Annotated in this window: 16 protein-coding genes; 9 read left to right on the top strand and 7 right to left on the bottom strand. The window is 35.7% G+C overall.

Translation table 11 applies throughout. The features are described from left to right. Nucleotides 1-42: 42 nt before the first annotated feature. From dapB to E2R68_RS10870, 3 genes are read right to left on the bottom strand one after another with little or no spacing between them, the layout of a single operon-like run. Entirely contained in the window at nucleotides 43-774 is a 732-nt protein-coding gene (dapB, locus tag E2R68_RS10880) for a 4-hydroxy-tetrahydrodipicolinate reductase (RefSeq protein ID WP_134277712.1), read from the bottom strand. Nucleotides 775-793: 19 nt separating this feature from the next. Then, on the bottom strand, nucleotides 794-1,120 hold the full coding sequence (locus E2R68_RS10875; protein WP_134277711.1) for a DUF2956 domain-containing protein: 327 nt from the start codon (nucleotides 1,118-1,120) through the stop codon (nucleotides 794-796). Next, nucleotides 1,113-1,334: a DUF1289 domain-containing protein gene (locus tag E2R68_RS10870; RefSeq protein WP_134277710.1), complete on the bottom strand. Its 222-nt coding sequence runs from the start codon at nucleotides 1,332-1,334 to the stop codon at nucleotides 1,113-1,115. Before E2R68_RS10870 ends, E2R68_RS10875 begins: the two co-directional genes overlap by 8 nt. Before the next feature lie 125 nt (nucleotides 1,335-1,459). On the opposite strand from E2R68_RS10870, the gene E2R68_RS10865 reads away from it, so the two are divergent. The 3 genes from E2R68_RS10865 to E2R68_RS10855 all read left to right on the top strand — a co-directional run bounded on the left by E2R68_RS10865 (nucleotide 1,460) and on the right by E2R68_RS10855 (nucleotide 8,546). Beyond that, entirely contained in the window at nucleotides 1,460-3,802 is a 2,343-nt protein-coding gene (locus E2R68_RS10865; RefSeq protein ID WP_134277709.1) for a fatty acid cis/trans isomerase, read from the top strand. Between the two features lie 288 nt (nucleotides 3,803-4,090). Next, the gene (locus E2R68_RS10860) at nucleotides 4,091-4,954 is read left to right on the top strand and encodes a YicC/YloC family endoribonuclease (RefSeq protein ID WP_134277708.1); all 864 of its coding nucleotides are present in this window, start codon (nucleotides 4,091-4,093) and stop codon (nucleotides 4,952-4,954) included. A 391-nt stretch (nucleotides 4,955-5,345) separates the two neighbouring features. Next, entirely contained in the window at nucleotides 5,346-8,546 is a 3,201-nt protein-coding gene (locus E2R68_RS10855) for a DUF3427 domain-containing protein (RefSeq protein WP_134277707.1), read from the top strand. Between the two features lie 65 nt (nucleotides 8,547-8,611). On the opposite strand, the gene E2R68_RS10850 is transcribed toward E2R68_RS10855, so the two are convergent. Next, nucleotides 8,612-9,658 (bottom strand): polysaccharide lyase family 7 protein, encoded by a 1,047-nt coding sequence (locus E2R68_RS10850; protein ID WP_134277706.1) that lies wholly within the window; start codon nucleotides 9,656-9,658, stop codon nucleotides 8,612-8,614. 259 nt (nucleotides 9,659-9,917) lie between these two features. Further along, on the bottom strand, nucleotides 9,918-11,291 hold the full coding sequence (locus E2R68_RS10845; protein ID WP_134277705.1) for an MATE family efflux transporter: 1,374 nt from the start codon (nucleotides 11,289-11,291) through the stop codon (nucleotides 9,918-9,920). 162 nt (nucleotides 11,292-11,453) lie between these two features. Here E2R68_RS10845 and E2R68_RS10840 point away from each other — a divergent pair, with 162 nt between their 5' ends. From E2R68_RS10840 to E2R68_RS10815, 6 genes are all read left to right on the top strand, one after another. Beyond that, nucleotides 11,454-12,101: a DsbA family oxidoreductase gene (locus E2R68_RS10840; RefSeq protein WP_134277704.1), complete on the top strand. Its 648-nt coding sequence runs from the start codon at nucleotides 11,454-11,456 to the stop codon at nucleotides 12,099-12,101. 103 nt (nucleotides 12,102-12,204) lie between these two features. Next, nucleotides 12,205-12,483, top strand: a complete 279-nt coding sequence (nifW, locus tag E2R68_RS10835) for a nitrogenase-stabilizing/protective NifW family protein (RefSeq protein WP_134277703.1) — start codon at nucleotides 12,205-12,207, stop codon at nucleotides 12,481-12,483. 175 nt (nucleotides 12,484-12,658) lie between these two features. Further along, a complete protein-coding gene (locus tag E2R68_RS10830; protein ID WP_134277702.1) occupies nucleotides 12,659-13,210 on the top strand; it encodes a PepSY domain-containing protein in 552 nt (183 codons plus the stop codon). A 40-nt stretch (nucleotides 13,211-13,250) separates the two neighbouring features. After that, the gene (locus E2R68_RS10825; RefSeq protein ID WP_134277701.1) at nucleotides 13,251-13,934 is read left to right on the top strand and encodes a winged helix-turn-helix domain-containing protein; all 684 of its coding nucleotides are present in this window, start codon (nucleotides 13,251-13,253) and stop codon (nucleotides 13,932-13,934) included. Then, nucleotides 13,900-15,255 carry a sensor histidine kinase gene (locus tag E2R68_RS10820; protein ID WP_243834661.1) on the top strand — a complete coding sequence of 452 codons (1,356 nt, stop codon included), beginning with the start codon at nucleotides 13,900-13,902 and terminating at the stop codon, nucleotides 15,253-15,255. Before E2R68_RS10825 ends, E2R68_RS10820 begins: the two co-directional genes overlap by 35 nt. Before the next feature lie 154 nt (nucleotides 15,256-15,409). Then, entirely contained in the window at nucleotides 15,410-16,378 is a 969-nt protein-coding gene (locus tag E2R68_RS10815; RefSeq protein WP_134277699.1) for a Solitary outer membrane autotransporter beta-barrel domain, read from the top strand. Between the two features lie 13 nt (nucleotides 16,379-16,391). Here E2R68_RS10815 and E2R68_RS10810 read toward each other — a convergent pair whose 3' ends face one another. Both E2R68_RS10810 and E2R68_RS10805 read right to left on the bottom strand, forming a co-directional pair. After that, nucleotides 16,392-16,865 (bottom strand): GreA/GreB family elongation factor, encoded by a 474-nt coding sequence (locus E2R68_RS10810; RefSeq protein WP_134277698.1) that lies wholly within the window; start codon nucleotides 16,863-16,865, stop codon nucleotides 16,392-16,394. A gap of 136 nt (nucleotides 16,866-17,001) precedes the next feature. Further along, entirely contained in the window at nucleotides 17,002-18,789 is a 1,788-nt protein-coding gene (locus E2R68_RS10805) for an ABC transporter ATP-binding protein (protein WP_445177086.1), read from the bottom strand. Nucleotides 18,790-18,876: the final 87 nt, after the last annotated feature.

Genomic DNA, 18,876 nt, shown 5'->3' with positions numbered 1-18,876 from the left:
GCCAACAAAAATGTTGGCGTTGTATGAGAGATAAGTCGATGTTTAATCCATTAAATACTCTAACCCGTAAACTAACTCATTACGACTAATCACTTCTTTACAGGCTAAACAAATGCCTGGCATAAATGATTCACGATGTTGAGAATTATGTTCAATTTTTAATGTTTCACTTAAACCACCAAAAAAGACAGTTTGTTGTGCAACAACGCCAGGTAAACGGATTGAATGCAATTTCACCGAGTTTAGTTCTGCACCTCGAGCACCTTCAATTAACTCTTTATCACTACAAGGGGTTGCAGCTTTAGTACGTGCTGCAGCAATTAATTCAGCAGTTCGAATGCCTGTACCTGAAGGGCTTTCTTCTTTTTGTGGGCTATGTGCTTCAATCACTTCAACATCTGGTAAATATTTAGCTGCTTGTGCAGCAAACTTCATCATTAACACAGCACCGAGTGAAAAGTTAGGTGCAATTAATCCACCTAGTTGCTTATCTTTTGCTAAAGCTTGTAGTTCTTGTACTTGTTGTTCAAGAAAACCACTTGTACCAATAACAGGACAAGCTCCTGCATTTAATATGGTTTGTGTATTATCAAATCCAGCTGATGCTGCAGTTAAATCAACAACAACTTGTGCGCCAGTTTGTTTAATTAATGCCGCTAAATCATCACCAAAATCACAGGCAGCAACTAGCTCTAATTCACTATCATTATTAACAGCTTTTACGGCTTCACTACCCATACGACCTTTTGCGCCGTTTACAATTACTTTAACCATGATCATTCCTTCACTTCATTTATCGATTTAAAAAATGGTAACTAATAAACCCAGCCCAGCTTAAGATTAATAAACCCCAAGGCAGAAATGATACTGTTGATTTAGTGTTACTTATATTTACAGATGAGTTTGTATCTACAACGGGCGCTTTTTTCTTTTTCGCTTTATCTGCTTCGCGTTGTTTGCTTTTGGCTTGTTTTTTATATTCGGCAATGCCTTTTTGAATACCTAAAGCAATTAATTTTGTTTGTTCTTTAGTTTGCCCTGGTTTTTGTACTTTTTTGGCCATGGCTAGTGCTTCATCTTGTGTTTCTTGTGACACACCTTCTTTATGTTTTTTAGCCATTATTTTCTTCTTTGATTTTTTTCGAGCGTTTAATTGCTTTGTTGTTAATATTTTCTAGAAATTTTTCAGGATCGTCATAATCATATTTAACTAAATGAGCGACTAACAGCTTTGTTATTGCTTGTGTTTCTTGAATTTCAAGGTGACTTCGACCACAGCCTTCACAATGAATTCCTTCACTTGTACATTGGCTCGTGCATGGACTAAATTTCATGGATATACCCTGTTTTATTTGATCTATTTATCTTAATACACTTAGTTGTATAGTGAGTTAAATACTTGTTAAAATTAAAAGCAACAATTTGGTCACATATTCTAGCAATTTTAGAGAACGGATTCATGAATTTTAAAGTATTAATTATGTTACTGTGCAGCGTATTGATTGCTGCTTGTTCTGATTCATCGGAACAACTTAATGAAGACTATGGTGATGAAAAAGTACGGGAACGCCAGTTGCCTGTTGAAGATCCATTAGCAACAGAATATCGAGATCAAATTAAACCTCTTCTTGAAAAGCGCTGTGTAGTTTGTCATGGCTGTTATGATGCCCCTTGTCAGTTAAAGCTATCTTCTCCTGAAGGTATTGATAGGGGGGCAAGTAAACATGCTGTCTATGATGGCAGCCGTATATTAGGTGCTGACCTTTCACGTTTATTTATCGATGCTCAAACCACAGAAGAGTGGCGTCAAAAAGAATTTACTTCAGTATTAAATGAACGAGATCAAACCCTGCTTGCTAATTTAGAAGGCAGTGTCATGTATCAATTACTCTTACAAAAAGAACGGTTTCCACAACCTCAGGGAGTGTTACCTGAAGAGTTTAATTATACGCTTAGTCGACAAGATCAATGTCCTGACATCAATGAACTTTCTGATTATAAAGAAGAATTCCCATTAGCAGGCATGCCTTATGGCTTGCCCAATTTAAGCCGTGATGAATTTAAAGCATTAGAAATGTGGATTGGTCGAGGTGCCCCGATGTCAGAGCCTGTTGCATTATCTGATCAGCATTTAAAATTAATTGAAAAGTGGGAAAAGAAAATAAATGGTGACTCATTAAAAGAGCAGTTAATTGCCCGTTATCTTTATGAGCATCTATTTTTAGGACATGTTTATTTTGACGATGTGCCAATTAGCACTGAGCAGCCACCTCGTTTTTTCCATTTGGTGCGTTCGACAACACCTCCGGGCAAACCGGTAGAAATTATTGCAACTCGTCGTCCTTATGATGATCCTAAAGTGAAACGTGTTTATTATCGTTTAGTGTTAGACCGCGCCACGACGTTAGCCAAAACAAACTTACCTTATGTATTGAATAAACAACGTGAGGAGCAATGGGATCACCTATTTTATAATACAAATTTTACCGTCAATACCTTACCTGATTACGAAGAGTTTAACCCGTTTCTTGTTTTTAAAGATATTCCTGCAGTATCGCGTTATCAATTTTTACTTCAAGAAGCTTATTTCACGATCAGTGGTTTTATTAAAGGACCTGTTTGTCGTGGGCAAGTTGCTGTAAATGTAATTAATGATAAATTTTGGGTGTTTTTTGTTCCACCAGATATGAAAAAAATCTCCCCGCTTGATCAATTTATTTATGAGCAAGCTGAGAACTTAAGGTTACCTGCAGAGTCGAGTAGCGATACTTTGTCAGTGGCAGAATGGTTATCTTATTCAAAAGGACACGGACGTTATATTAAAGCCAGAAGTGACTTTATTGATCAGTATATGGATCATGATAAAGGCCTCACATTAGGCAATATTTGGTCTGGTAATGAAAATGCAGCATTAACCGTATTTAGGCATGTTGATAGTGCAACGGTAGTAAAAGGCGCTTTAGGTGAGCAACCTAAAACAGCATGGGTAATTGATTATCCTATTTTAGAGCGAATTCATTACTTATTAGTGGCTGGATTTGATGTTTATGGCAACGTAGGGCATCAATTAACTACTCGATTGTACATGGATTTTTTACGTATCGAATCTGAGGCTAATTTTGTTTCATTCCTACCAAATGAAGATAGGCAACCGACATTATCAAGTTGGTATTTGGGGGCAACAAAAGAGTTAACAGAATATTTAAACGATAAAAACTTAATGCATTCTCGCCCATCGGGAATGGTGTTCACAACCCAGTTTACAAAAGAAGAGTTGTTAACTCGTTTTAAACAGCATACTTATAGTTCATCAATGCTGCAGAAAAAAAATGCAGAATATCGAGTTCCAGAGCAAGATTTACCCCTTAAACGTCTGGGTGATCTTGATAATCAAGTTGTATTAGCATTACCGCCTGTCTCGTTTATTATTATCGAAGATGAGGTTGCTGGTGATCGTGTTTATAGTTTGCTTCGACATAATGCACATAAGAATGTAGCTAGTTTATTAAATGAAAAAGCAAATCGTTTACCACTGCAAGATAGCGCAGAAGTATTTAAAGGATTTTTAGGGACTTACCCCGGGTTAATTTTTAAAGTTGCTGAACGAGATAAACGTGATTTTGTAAATCTATTTGTGCAAGCAAATGATGCCCAAAAATTCCAAGAGTTAATCACCCGTTATGGAGTGCGTCGTAGTAATCCTAATTTCTGGTCAGTGAGTGATCAATTACATAAATTGTATTTGCAGCAAGATCCCATTGAATATGGATTATTTGATTATAATCGACTAATTAATCGTTAAAGTGCTTTTATAAAATTATTGATGGCTGAGCATAATACTCGGCTATTTTTATTTAACTCATCTTTAATGTAATTAACTGTCATTTGAGTTGTTCGATAAGGGATGTTTATTCTCCTTAGTGATAACTTACCTATTGTTGAATAAAATGAGTCTTGCCTGTCTCTAATAAATCTTAAATTAAGTAAAAAATAACTTTTTGTCGCATTAAATAACCCCAAATTGACACGTGTCGTAGTATGTTTGCGGATTAGTCAGTTATACTCTCGGCTCAATTTGAAAGGGGAAAATATGATTTACAGCATGACGGCGTTTGCGCGCAAACAATTAAAAGGTGATTGGGGTACTGCAGTTTGGGAAATCCGCTCTGTTAACCAACGTTATCTTGAAACATATTTCCGTTTGCCTGAACAATTTCGTGGCTTAGAAAGCAAATTAAAAGAAACATTTCGTAAGCGTTTAGAACGTGGAAAAGTTGAGTGCAGTTTACGTTTTGATGCAAATTCAACGAGCAGTGCATCTTTAAGTATGAATGAAGAGTTAGCAACACAGTTGATGAAAAACGCACAATGGGTTGTAGAGCAAATGGGAACAGGACAAGTTAACCCTGTTGATATTTTAAAATGGCCAGGGGTTATGCAAGCTCCAGAGCAAGATGTAGATGCCGTTAGCGCAGAACTAATGATCGGCTTTCAAGATACATTGAATGATTTTGTGGATTCTCGTGCTGCAGAAGGTGCCAATCTTGCTGTCTTTATTGAACAACGCTTAGGTGGAATTGCTGAACAAGCAGTTAAAGTACGTGAATTTATGCCAATTGCTCATGCGTGGCAAAAAGCACGTATTCTTAAAAAGTTTGAAGATGCAAAAGTAGATTTAGATAGCACACGTGTAGAGCAAGAATTAGTTCTGTTAGCCCAAAAATCAGATGTAGCCGAAGAATTAGATCGTTTAGACTCACATATATCTGAAGCGCGTAATGTATTAAAAAAAGGTGGAGCAATTGGCCGTCGTTTAGACTTTATGATGCAAGAATTTAATCGTGAAGCAAATACATTAGGTTCAAAAGCAATTAATACTGACATCACCGCTGCAGCAGTAGAATGTAAAGTTTTAATCGAGCAAATGAGAGAGCAGGTACAGAATATAGAGTAATATTTCAGCCTGTTTTAGGTTGTTAATTTTAACACTCAAAGCCCCATAATTCGGGGCTTTGTCGTTTTTATTAGTTTTGGAATGTTTCTGGTAGTTCGTGGTGAAGTGATGACACAAAGTTGTGCCATCGTTTTTTAGATAATTTTTCTTTTTGAAAGGTTTCAATCGTTTCTTAAAGTATGTTAAATGCTAGTTAGCTCATTGTATTATCCTTCACTGTTTTGTTCATTCGTCATGAACAAAGGATGTTTTTATATCAAGACAATTAGCTAAAAGTGGCCTTGATAAATTATATTTTGTATATGACTTTTCTTACTTACTTTTATCAATTCCCCTATTACCTTTAATCAGATATTCTTTTTAAATTAACATCATAATTTAGAGGGTTCTCATGAATCAAACGGGTATCTACGAACAGTTAATCACGCAGTTAGTTGAAAGTAATTTAGATCGCGATGCTTTTTATGTTGGAGAAAGAAAGCTAGAAGCTGGCGAAGCGGCAACATGGTTATCAAGGTTCTTAACACGTTTGATTGAAATAGCTATGGACTCAGTGCCAAGTGGTGATACTCGAATTCATGATCAAATTAACTTAGCTAATACCATCGTCAAATGGCTAAGTACTCACATTAAAGATGAAGAACTCATTAGTGAAAACCTATTAGATAGCCAAGGCAAAATACTTACCGCGCTGTTTGATAAAGCTAATCCTATTTCGGCAGATTTACCCAAATACGTTGATGCGATTATGCCAATAACAGGACTTACGCAAAGTGAGTTATTTTGTGGCAGTAACGTCGGCATCTCATTAGAAACTGAAATTAAAAGAGAAATACAATCATCTGACAAAATCTATTGGCTAGTGTCATTTATTAAGTGGGCTGGCATTCGTATATTTAAAAAGGAATTAGAATCTTTTACCCGTAGTGGCAAACAACTAAAAATAATCACTACCTCGTATATGGGTGCAACGGATGCGAAAGCAGTAGAGTTTTTAGCATCATTGCCTAACACCGAAGTAAAACTCAGTTACAACACCAATCGCGAACGCTTACACGCTAAATCTTATTTGTTTATGCGCAATACGGGCTTTCATACTGGCTATATTGGCTCATCTAATTTATCGCATTCAGCGTTAACCAGTGGTTTAGAGTGGAACTTGAAAATTACCTCTAAAGAAATTCCACACATCATTGAAAAATCGTTAAGTACCTTTGAAACCTATTGGGAGTCACCAGATTTTGAATACTTTGATGGTGAAATAGAAAGTCGAGAAAAGTTAACTAACGCGCTACAAGAAGCCAAAGGTAATTTTAGTAATAGATCAGCTAACTTCTACTTTGATATAAAACCACACTCGCACCAGCAAACTATATTAGAAAAGTTACAAGTTGAGCGTGAGCTACATAATCGTTACCGAAATCTAGTGGTTGCCGCAACAGGTACGGGTAAAACCATTATTTCAGCATTTGATTTTGCCAATTTTTATCGTGATAACCCAGAAGCTAATTTTCTATTTATAGCGCACCGTGAAGAAATACTAAAGCAAGCACAAGGCGCGTACCGCGGCGTTTTAAAAGATAGTAGTTTTGGTGAGTTATGGGTTGGCAATAATAAACCAAGTAAGTATCAACACTTGTTTGCTTCTATTCAAAGCCTAAATTCAAAAATGAATAATCAATTAGATACGCTGAACTTGAGTGAAGATTATTTTGACTACATTGTGATTGATGAAGTACATCACGTTTCTGCCAGCAGTTATCGTGCAGTATTAAAACACTTTACCCCTAAAATATTATTAGGTTTAACGGCAACGCCAGAGCGTCATGACGGCACGGATATATTAAGTGATTTTTGCCATGTTATTGCCGCTGAAATTCGACTGCCAGAAGCGATTAACCAACGCCACCTTTCACCATTTCAATACTTTGCCATTGATGATAATACCGACTTAACCAACGTATCATGGGCTAGAGGTCGCTATGATGTTGCTGAGTTAACCAATTTATATACGCATAACGATCAACGTGTTTTGCGTATCTTACAAAGCCTTGATGAAGTCGTAACCGACATAACACAAATGCGCGCTTTGGCATTTTGTGTCAGTAAAGAACACGCCACATTTATGGCGAAAAAGTTCACCTTAAAAGGTATTGCTTGTGGCGTATTAACTAGCGACAACAGCAAAGATCGTGAGGTAATGCAGCAGGCGTTAAAATCGAAAGAAATTAACATTTTGTTTGTTGTTGATATTTTTAACGAAGGTGTCGATATTCCAGATCTAGATACTTTATTATTTTTACGACCAACTGAAAGTTTAACCATATTTTTACAACAACTTGGGCGCGGTTTACGTTTAACCGATAACAAAGAATGTTGTACCATTTTAGATTTTGTTGGCAATTCGCATCCAGAATACGACTTTTCAAATAAGTTCAGAGCACTAACAGGTAAAACTAACCAATCTATTGATAAAGAGATCAAGCAAGGTTTCCCTCATTTACCTTTGGGTTGTCGTATTGAGTTACAAGAAAAAACACAAGCGATGATTTTAAGCAATATTAGGCGAGCGACATTAAATAGAAATCGCTTTATTAGCTTAATTAACAACTTCCCACACATAACAACATTACCGTTAACGCTAACTAATTTCTTGCATATTCATGAGCAATATACCCTTGAAGATTTGTATAAAGTGAGAGTAAATAGGTTTGGTGGTTGGTTTACTTTGGTGAACAAGGCAAAAGGCAAAGAAATAACAGAACAAGAAAAAGAAGTTTATGCCGCTTATTATCGCGCCATTAATAACCGTTTATTAAACTGTACTTCTATTTCACATTTGCGTTTTTTACAGAAATTAGTAAAAGCAGACTTTTCATTAAGTGCAGTAGCAAACGCCAATAAAGATGCAAAGTTACTTTCATTAATGTGCCATTACGATTTTTGGGATAATGCAGGTAATAAACTTGGTTTTGATAATATCGAACAGAGTTTAGCCGCGCTAAAACATCCAGAACTACAAGCAGAGTTAGCAGAAGTTATTGCTTTATTAATTGACCGTTTAGACGTAAATGAATTTCCAATGCCAACCGAAAATAATATTTTTGTAGATAGCACTCCATTAAGTATGCACGTACGTTATCCTAAAGAGCATGTTCTTGTAGCATTTGGTGATAGTACCTTTGATAAAAAATCTTCGAGTCGTGAAGGTGTGCTTAATATAGCCAATGCCAATACTGAATTGCTTTTTGTTACCTTAAACAAATGCGAAAAGCAGTTCACAGCAACCACCATGTATCACGATTACGCAATAAGTCCGACTCTATTCCATTGGCAAACACAAAATAGTGCTAAACCAACATCAGGGCGTGGTTTAGATTATATTGAGCAAAAGAAAAATAACAAAACCTTCATTTTATTTGTACGTGAACAAGCTAAAGATGAAAACGGTAGAACCATGGGATTTGTTAACTTTGGCCCTGTCGATTTTGTAAAATACGAAGGTAGCCAACCGATGAATATTACCTGGAAATTAAAACATCCCATGCCAGCATATTTGTGGCATGAAACTGCGAAATTAGCTGTAGGGTAATAATAAAAAAGCCTCTATTTCGATGAAATAGAGGCTTAGATGATAACTTTAAAAAGTTATTTTAATTACTTACCGTTTAACTTAAGTGCAGAGAAAGTAACGCTGTTGTAGTCGCCATTTTTCTTATCTGTAGCGAAGTCACCAGTACCTTCACAGCCAGTTCCCCATACAGGATGAGAATCAGATGCGCTACATTGACCGTATGCGCCAGCTTTGAAGTAGAATGCATCGTTAGCATAACCAGTTGCTGAATCTTTGTCGTCGTAACCTTTACTTAAGTCGATATCGTAAGTAACTGTTTTATGACGTGCAGTTGTAAATGTTAGGTGCATGATATTACCTTTAACATCTACTTTGTAGCTAAATTCTTCACCTAAAGCGATACCTGCTTTACCTGGTTCTGCTGGGTTTTCCCAAGTGTTACCCCATACTGGTAATGCAATATCTTGACGGTTAGGATCATTTTTAGCTAGGTTGCGCTCGTAGTTCCAAAAAACTGAACCATATTTGTGTCCAGGGAATTTTTTGAAGAAGATTTTTAGTGGTTCATTACCGTGTCCAAAACCTGTTTTTGCTTTGATTTGGTCATTGTATTTTTTAGCATGGATTTGACCAACAACAACTGAATGAGCAGGAGGTCTTTCTGCATGTTTTGCATGCTCAGATACGTGATTAACTTTTAGAGTCGCTTCTAAAGTACCACCAACTGCTGCGTAATCAGCCGCTTTAGGGTTGCTTGAAATTGCGAAGTGATTTTTAAGGTCACCTGTATCAATGCTAAAGTTAGCACCACGTGGCATTTGACGTAGTTCAGAACGTGCATTTTTAGAGTTTTTAGTTGTGATTGCTTTGTTTTGCACTTCAAAAACTAAATTACCATCTTTATCTAGGTGGAAAAAATCTGAATGAGAGTAGCTCAACATTGCAACACCTTCGATTTCATCAACTCTTCCATCTTTATTGATATCTGAAGGAATTGTGATTTTCCAGTTATTCATATCAAATTTATCAGCTGGAACTGGGTATGAAACCCCATTATTAGCAACGTCTGCTAATGCTACTGTAGGTAAAGCTAGTAAGATAGAACCAGCCATAAGAAGTGTTTTTTTCATTTTTCAATCCCTTTTAATGTGTTGATTATCATGCTTAATTTAATGTTAACTTAGTAATTGCCAAGCATAATAAGGCGATAGGATTTTAAAAAAAGCTCGGATGATACAATGTGTATTGTTGATCACACACTAGAAATCAGATCTAACGCAGAGATCAAATATTTACGTCAACAAACTCATTATTGTGTGATCTTAATAAGTTTATTCTTTTGTTTATCGTCTTTATTACTTAGATAATTTGAGTAAGTTTTTTTATATTTTAATCATGTCTTAATGCATCTGCTTTTTTTAGGTCAAACTCCCTCAGTGATTTTCTTGCTAACTGCCTAAAAGGTAAAGCTTTTACCATTTCTTCAAAGGGTTGTATTGCAAACGCCCAAAAAATTGAACTATCTAAACCTAAAATAATTAACGCACATAGCGGGATTGAGATAATCCATTGACCTGTAAAGTTAATTTTAAATACTGCGGTTGTTTTGCCCAAGGCTCGTAAGATGTGCCCATGCACCGTATTGTAGCCTCGAACAATAGGCAAAAAGATATAAAGTGGAGCGATAACAGCTAATGCTTGATAGGTTGAGTTATTGAGTTCTGGATAGATATCTGCAATAACCAAGCTGAGTAAAGCAAAAAATAGAGCACAGATGATGGAGATAGCAACTGTAACATCGATGCTGGTATCCACATTTTTTGTTAAGTTGTCCATTTTTCTAGAGCCAATTGCTTGGCTAATAGTAATCGCAGATGAGTGCGCCCAGGCAGTCATAAATTGAGTACCAGCTCCTAACCATGGGATCACTAATGTGATTGCTACATAAGCATTTATATCAAGTTGAGAGTAAAGCAATTGATAGATGGTTGCTCCAATAGATAAGATCACCACGTTAGCTGCAATGGGAAAAATCTCAATGGCATGTGCTCTGATATTACGTTTCATTAACTCATAGTGAAGAGTGGTTGTTAGTACTATTTCAGAGCTTTTTTGAATACACAGACCGAGATAAATTAAACGAACACTAATGGCAATAATACTACCCACAGCAGCACCTTGAACCCCCATTCCTGTAAATGTTATAGAATCATTGAAGTGGTAGCCATGTATAAACAGATAAGAAAGTAGCGCGTTAAGTGGTAATTCAATCAGGTAACCTTTAAACGGGATCTTTGTTTTTCCGAGGCCGTTAAATAAAGCGATCATCACTTGTGTAATTGCAGTGTAGAGCACAATATATTTGGTAATAACGAGGTAATTTTCAATCTCTTTATGAAGTTGTAAATTATCGGTGAGCATTTGGATTAATGGATTATCAAAGAGGGTTAATAGCGCCCAAAATAGTAATGCCACAGTACTATTAATAATAAGTCCTGACCAAAACGCTTTGGATAATGACTCTTTATCGCCTGAACCTACCGCACGGCTTAACACTAATTGTGTGCCATTAGCGAGTGCCATTTGAATGCCAAGAATAAAAGCAATAATTGTTGTTGCTATCCCCATTGCGGCTAATGGGATCTCTCCTAAAGGGGATACTAAATAAGTATCGATCATTAGCATTGATTGCATAAGTAGTGCATTTAAGGCTAATGGCCATGCAAGTGTAATATTTTTTCTTAGGTAAGATTGAGAGGGCATAAATTGATCTTATTAAATCACGATGAGGAAACATTCCTTTCAGTATAATGTTTTTGATAAATGAAAGCTTTCCTTCCTTTTGGGGTAATTGTTTGAGCGATCGTTCTAATTTAGTTATATTCTCTTCAGAAGAAAATAAATTATATACATGAAGAGGTTATAATGAGTTATAAAATTCAAATAGATATTATTTCAGATGTTGTTTGTCCTTGGTGCATTATTGGTTATAAAAACTTACAAAAGGCAATCGATGAGCTGGATATTTCTAATCAAGTTGAGTTGCAATGGCAACCTTTTGAGTTAAACCCTAATATGCCGCCAGAAGGGCAAGATTTACGTGAGCATGTCGTCGAAAAGTATGGTTCATCTTTAGAAGAAAGTAATCAATCACGTATTAATATTGGTGAGCGAGGAAAAGAGGTTGGATTTACTTTTAACTTCTTTGATGAAATGAAAATAGTGAATACACGTGATGCGCATATCTTACTTGAATATGCTCATGAGTTTGGTAAACAAACAGAGTTAAAGTTACGATTATTTAGCGCTGCTTTTACTGATAAAAAAGATGTGTCAAATCGCGAAGTATTATTAAATGAAGTTGCACAACTTAGTTTGAATGTACAACAAGCGACACAACGTTTAGACGATGCTGACTGCCGAGAATATATTATCGAACAAGAAAAATATTGGCAAGGTTTAGGTATTTCAGCGGTTCCTGCTGTTGTGTTTAATCGTACTAGTGCAATGTCAGGTGCACAACCTGTTGCTGCATACAAGGAAGTGCTCACGGAGTTATTAGCATCTAAGTAAGTAGTTCTTTATTATATCTTTGTAGGCAAAGCTTGCTTTAAAACAAGTAGGCTTGGCTATCTTGAAGTAGTATTAATTTTATTTCTATTATTGATTTTATGCGATGGCAAACAATACAAAATTCCAGCGACAGTTAGATGAAATAAAATCAGTTGCAGAGTTAATGCAATTTTTTGAAATAGAGTATGAAAGCCATTTTATGGAAGTGCATGAGACTGAACTCTTTAAGCGCTTTTCTGGTAATGTGATACTGACTCAACCGGATGATTGGTTTAGTTATAGAAGATGTTTGAAAAATGCATATTGTCGTATTCAACGTTCACTTCAGCCTAAAGGTGGGCGTTCTGCTTGTCGTGGCTGTACTTCTTGTGAAAGGCGGTAAGGTCAGAGTCTTGTCGTAATATAAATTCCTCCCTCTATAGTAAAACCTAAATCTAAACCCAAATAATAAGTAACATTAACTTTTTGTAATGTTTTATCCATCTTGTTGAAATGAGCGTTCTATACAATTGCGTTATCAAAACAATTTAACGATACAAAAATAGAAGGCAAATAAAATGAAAAAATTTACTAAGTTCATATGTGTAGCACTAGCAGCAACTTCATTGTCGGTGATGGCGGATGATGATAACGCTCTTTCTGCATTAGCATTACAACGAGCGAATTACAGCTTGGAGCAAGCCGTTGAAAAAGTTAGTCAGGATTACAAAGGGCAAATCACAGAGTTTGAAGTAGATGATTATCACAATAGAAGTAGTTATGAAATAGAAACAATTAATCTTGTGACCTCAGAAAAACATAAGCTTCACTTGAGTCTTGAAGATGGCAGTATTTTAAAAGAGAAAAGTAGTAGTATTAAAATGATGGGAATAAATCGTTTAGATGATGATGAATTATTTGCGTTAAAAGAGCTACAAACATCTGATTTTAAATTAGATAAAACCATTGCGATGTTAAAAGAAAAGTATAATGCCGATGTTTTTGAGTTTGAACTAGAAAGTGAAAAAGGTATTACATTTTATAAGTTTAAAATGGTGGGTGAGCAAGGAATAAAGCGTGTGCTTGTTGATGTAAAAACAGGTAGTGTCATTCCGGTAATGAGTCGTTAATTAATGATTGGGGAGTTGCTCCCCAATAAAAGGATCTATTTTGCGTATTCTTGTTATTGAAGATAACCAAACAACAAGCCAATATTTAGAAAAAGCACTTCAAGAGCAAGGTTATGAAGTTGATCTCGCTGATAATGGTCAAGATGGGTTATTCTTGGCGCTTGAAGGTGATTATCAATTGATTGTGCTTGATCGAATGTTACCTAAGTTAGATGGTTTAAGTGTATTGAGCACTTTGCGCAATGCTGGTAAACAAATGCCTGTGCTTATTTTAAGTGCATTAGATAGCGTGTCTGAACGTGTTAAAGGTTTACGTGAAGGCGGAGATGACTATTTAACGAAACCTTTTGCATTGTCTGAGTTATTAATACGAATTGAAATATTAATTCAGCGTACAGGGGGGGCTAATGATAATACGAAAAATATCTTACAAGTTGCTGATTTAAAAATGGATTTGCTTTCTCATAAGGTTTTTAGAGGATTAACAGAAATAACCTTACAACCAAAAGAATTTAAATTATTACGTTATTTGATGGAACATAGCGGACAGGTATTATCACGTTCTTTATTGTTTGAAGCTGTTTGGGATTATCAATTTGATCCGCAAACTAATGTTATTGACGTGCATATGGCACGTCTGCGTAAAAAGGTAGAATTTGATGGGCTCTCGCCTTTGCTGGAAACCGTCCGTGGTATGGGCTACCGAATGGTGGAAAACAACTAAACAAGCAAGTTCTGTATGGCGTTTAACGCGTTTATATACAGCTTTATTATTACTCGTTGTATCAGTATTGCTGGTGGTATTGTATCAGTTGAGTATTGGTCAAATGAGTCGTCAACAGTCTTTGCAGATGGACGGCTTTATCATGCAGCAAACTCAACTTTCTGAACAATTATCAAGCAGTGAGTTCATTAAGCAATTTAAAAATCAATCAGAAAACTCTCGTCAATATATTTTAAGTTATCAAACAAATTCAGATCTGATTGGTCGTTTAAATGCGATACCTAAAAACATTACTACTTGCCCAACGTTAACTAGATTCCCTATTTGGTTAGATAAATATAATGAACTTCGTCTTGTTTCTGGCTGTTTGCAAACATTAAAAGAAGGAGCGTTTGTTGTTGCCATTGATGATGAATATTTATATACATTAAAAGCTCAATTTATTAGCGCTTCTATAATCGCTCTATTACTAGCGCTATTACTTGGAGTAATAACAGGAGTGGTTTTTTCTGTTCGAGTCTTAAAACGTATTAATCATATTAACCAAGCAGTCTCTCGTGTTCAGTCTGGGCAATTAAGTGCACGTATTGAGGTATCAAAATATGATGATGAATACGATTATATGGCATTACATATTAATACTATGCTTACGCAATTAGAGCATTCCTTTGAAACTATCGCCGGTATTACTGATGCTATTGCTCATGATTTACGTACTCCTTTAGGGCATTTAAGGCAGCAAATAGAATCTGAAATAACAGAGAAATCACAACAAAATTTGCCCACTGAGCAGTTACAGAATATGTTAGAAAAGTTAGATGAAATTTTATTTACTTTTAGTGCAATGCTTGAATTAACTCGCCTTCAGCAACAAAAAGAACAAAAAATACAACATTTTAAACAACTTGATTTACAAAAAATAATTGTTGATGCAGTCGATTTAATAGAGCCTTTAGCAGAGCAAAAAAATCAAGTTCTGAGTATTGAGTCTCTGCAATCCGTATTAGTCAAAGGTGATGCAACCTTGCTGTTTCGCGTTTTGTATAATTTATTAGAAAATGCGAGTAAATATGCAGGTGAAGGTGCACAAATTAAAGTGAAAATGATATCTAGTGGTTTTTGTATTAGTGATAATGGACCCGGTATTAGTGACAGTGAAAAAGAGAAGGTTTTTCAGCGCTTATATCGTATTGAAAAGAGCCGTCAAATTGCCGGTTTTGGTTTAGGGTTAACCTTGGTTAAAGCAGTTGTACAATTGCACGATGGTCAAATTCAGTTATTGGATAATCAGCCAGGATTGATTGTAAAAGTTGAGTTTTAATTTTTTACCGTATTTAGTTTAATTAAACGAGTTGTTAGCGTGGCTTGATTACTCATTATTTATTTAACGATAAATAATGAGTATTATGTTGTTTCGTTTAATAGTTAAAATAGCTTGTTCAAAATATTTGTTACCACAAGCAGGGAGCATGTAGGTGAAGGCAATAAAGTTAGGCTTATTATTAAGCTCATGTTATTTAGGGAATGCTATGGCGGCATCTGTTCCGCAGCAAAATATAGCTCAGATATTTGCTACAGGTGTTTTCCTTAATAATAGTGATGCAATCTCTTTTGGTCTTGCTAACTTTGACCCGAAGACAATATTACAACAGCACCCTGACCCTGATGTTGCATCAAAATCTGTTGAATTACGAAACCAATTAACAGTTACTAATCTCCCCTATACCATTCAATATACAGATAAAAATAATACTTTTTATGATGAAATTAAGTTTAATTTATCCTATATAGCACAAAATCAAGATCAGGACTTTCCTGGTACTTCTATAGAAGATACAAACAAAGATACTATTTGGGGATTTTACACGGCATATAATCGTAATTGGGTTCTTGGTCGCGGTTGGCAATTAAGTAGTGGTCTTGGTCAGTACCTTATGCACTATAAAAATGAACATAACTATAATAGTGTGGAATCAGCCAGCTATAAAGATGTACTTGATGGGCAATATTATAATTTGAGTAGTAATGCTTTTGTTTTAGAGCCGAGTATTGGACTTAAATATCAGCAAGATCAAGGCTGGGGGTATTGGACTTTTAATAGTAATTATCAATATTTTTATGGTTTAAGTTTTGGTGGTGCAGAAGCAGCTCGTAGTGCTAATCCTCAAGGCTGGGAAGTGACTAACTCAATCAAAACATATATTAATTTATATGAGAACAAATATCAGCTTGAGTCTTTATATATTAAAACAGAACGTGTTGATATTGGAGGAGATGTTCGTCCTGCATTAGGTTCGGATTATTATTATGAGTTTGGGCTTGGTCTACTAGTAAAAGTGAATTCCTTTCCAAGTTTTATCGAAAACGTGGGGATTGGATTAAATATGAATGTGGGTAGTGATTTAGCGGGAGGAAGCTTAGTATTCTATTTTAATGAGAGCTAATTGCTCTACCTTCTTAAATAATTTGTAATATCTCATAATGTTGAGATTTACCTGCAATAGTCATGCTAATTTCTTGATTAACTGGTTGTTTGAAAACAGCTGCCCCTATGGGTGATTGTGGTGTCACAACTTGTATAACATGCTCTCCCCATTGTAATTTCATTCCGCCTGCAACAGGGCAAATTAATAAGTATTTAGCTTGATCATGTTGATCTAGTAATACAATTACCGCGCCTAATTCAACAATACTTGATTTTCCTAAGGGTAAATTAATACAAGCATCAATATCCGCTTGGCATTGTGTTACCCGCTGTGACTGACCTTGAGCTAAATAAGCGGCCTCTAAGGCTAATGTATCGTATTTATTCTCTGCAATATTTTCTTCGCTAGTTGCTGTTTCATGGGCTCGTTTTGCTGCTGCTTTCGCATTATCTAAAAGCTGTTGTAAGTGCACCATGAGTTGTTGGTGTAATTGTATTTTATTCATATTTTCCAGATGACAATCCCAATTCTAGTAACTAGCAGATCTATTAAATGGGTTAAAAAGCCACTTGTTTATGGTGACATTTGCAATTGAAACAACCACTTATATTTAAAGCTGTATTGTTTTCTCTGTATTAAATTTAATGGCTTTGAATACCACCATATAAGGTTTGATATAAACCGTCTTGTTGCACTAGATCTTGATGTGTCCCAGATTGACTAACTTGGCCTTCTTCTAGAACAAAAATATTATCTGCTTGTTTAACAGCAGATAATCGATGCGCTACGATTAATGTTGTTCTTCCCGCTAAAAAAGTATTTAAGGCATGGTGTAATGTACTCTCTGTTTGGGTATCTAATGCAGAAGTTGCTTCATCTAAAATAACAAATTGTGGATCTGTCAGTACCATTCTTGCAATGGCGACACGTTGTCGCTGCCCACCTGATAAGCGTAAACCTTGACGGCCTAATGGTGTTTCTAAGCCTTCGGTTAATTGTTGCATCACATCACTAAGTTGTGCAACGTCTAAAGCATGCCACAGTTGTTTATCTGTATAAGGCAATCCGAGTGATAAATTTTGACGTAAAGTGTCATTAAATAGAATAGGTTGTTGTAATACAACGGAAATATTGTCACGAATGATATCAAAGTTGATATCCGTACTATCTTCACCATTAAATAAAATTCGGCCACTATTGGCTTGGTATACACCAATTAATAGTTGGATCAATGTTGATTTCCCTCCACCACTTGCCCCTACGAGAGCAATTTTTTTACCAGCTGGAATGGTTAAAGTCAGATTATTGAGCACCTGTTTTTCGTCATCGTAAGAAAAACTAATATTCTCAATACGTATCTCTGTTGCTTGTTTTTTGGTGAAAGGATCCACTTTGCTAGGAGGGCGAACATCTTCTTCAAGGTGCATTAAAGTGTTTACTCGTTTTAATGCTGCGGATGCACCATACCAAGAGAACTGAATGTTTAATAACTCTTGTACTGGTGACAACATAAACCATAGGTATCCGAATACCGCGAATATTTGACCAATACTTAAATCACTAAATAACACCATTAGCATGGCAACAGCACGGAATAATTCAAAACCTAATAAAAACAGTAAAAATGAAAAACGACTAGCGGCTTCACTTTGCCATGCATATTTATCAGCACTATTACGGATCTCGTCTGCTTGCCCTTTGAGTTGATTTAAGAAGTCTTTTTCACGATTCGATGCTCTTAGTTGGTAGATACCATCAAGTGTCTCAATCAAACGATTTTGAAAGGCTTCAAAGGCCTGATTCTCTCGTTTTTTAAGGTGCTTTACTCGGCTACCTAATTTTCGAGAAAAATAAACCACAATAGGATTAACTAATAATATAAATAGACCTAGCTGCCAGTCTATCCAAAGTAAGATTACAGCCGTCCCCATGACGGTTAATAAGCTAACAAGAAACCGGCTTAACGTACTTCCTATAAATTTATCAATGGTTTCAATATCGGTAATAAGGTGAGCATTAATGCCTCCGCTTCCACGTGTTTCATATTGGCGAATACTAATTCTTCCAATTTTATCAAGAAGTTGCTTGCGGATATTACAAGTAATAGTTTTAGAAACTAAAATAAATTGACGGCTTTGTAAGATGTTTAATAACTGGCTAATAATACGCATTACAATCACTGCGAGAAAAATGACAATGATGTAGTTTGCCGCTTGTTGCCAATCTGTAGGTAAAAATTGATTGATTAAAGCGATGCCGGAAGCAGGATTATTTAATAACACTTCATCTACCATCAAAGGCATCAATAAAGGGATGGGAACGCTAATCAAGGTGGCTACAATGGCAATGATATTTGCAGCTATAAGACGTTTTTTATGTTGTTTTGCTTGCTGAATTAACCAAGCCCAATCAATTGTAGGAGTTTCAATCAAGATGATAACCATTCTTATTTAGATGATGTGCGCATTGTACGGGATATTGCTAAATATCCCATAATTTATTACTAAGTTTTTTAT

This window comes from Psychromonas algarum (assembly GCF_004376845.1).
Taxonomy (GTDB): domain Bacteria; phylum Pseudomonadota; class Gammaproteobacteria; order Enterobacterales; family Psychromonadaceae; genus Psychromonas.
Note: the sequence above shows the minus strand (reverse complement) of the source record. Positions and strands in the feature narration are given on the sequence as shown.

What these genes read in the sequence shown, in the direction of transcription:
- nifW (WP_134277703.1), top strand. Translation starts at nt 12,205, where the DNA reads ATGGCAAACAATACAAAATTCCAGCGACAGTTAGATGAAATAAAATCA.
- E2R68_RS10855 (WP_134277707.1), top strand. Translation starts at nt 5,346, where the DNA reads ATGAATCAAACGGGTATCTACGAACAGTTAATCACGCAGTTAGTTGAA.
- E2R68_RS10875 (WP_134277711.1), bottom strand. Translation starts at nt 1,120, where the DNA reads ATGGCTAAAAAACATAAAGAAGGTGTGTCACAAGAAACACAAGATGAA.
- E2R68_RS10810 (WP_134277698.1), bottom strand. Translation starts at nt 16,865, where the DNA reads ATGAATAAAATACAATTACACCAACAACTCATGGTGCACTTACAACAG.
- E2R68_RS10830 (WP_134277702.1), top strand. Translation starts at nt 12,659, where the DNA reads ATGAAAAAATTTACTAAGTTCATATGTGTAGCACTAGCAGCAACTTCA.
- dapB (WP_134277712.1), bottom strand. Translation starts at nt 774, where the DNA reads ATGGTTAAAGTAATTGTAAACGGCGCAAAAGGTCGTATGGGTAGTGAA.
- E2R68_RS10850 (WP_134277706.1), bottom strand. Translation starts at nt 9,658, where the DNA reads ATGAAAAAAACACTTCTTATGGCTGGTTCTATCTTACTAGCTTTACCT.
- E2R68_RS10840 (WP_134277704.1), top strand. Translation starts at nt 11,454, where the DNA reads ATGAGTTATAAAATTCAAATAGATATTATTTCAGATGTTGTTTGTCCT.
- E2R68_RS10860 (WP_134277708.1), top strand. Translation starts at nt 4,091, where the DNA reads ATGATTTACAGCATGACGGCGTTTGCGCGCAAACAATTAAAAGGTGAT.
- E2R68_RS10845 (WP_134277705.1), bottom strand. Translation starts at nt 11,291, where the DNA reads ATGCCCTCTCAATCTTACCTAAGAAAAAATATTACACTTGCATGGCCA.
- E2R68_RS10870 (WP_134277710.1), bottom strand. Translation starts at nt 1,334, where the DNA reads ATGAAATTTAGTCCATGCACGAGCCAATGTACAAGTGAAGGAATTCAT.
- E2R68_RS10865 (WP_134277709.1), top strand. Translation starts at nt 1,460, where the DNA reads ATGAATTTTAAAGTATTAATTATGTTACTGTGCAGCGTATTGATTGCT.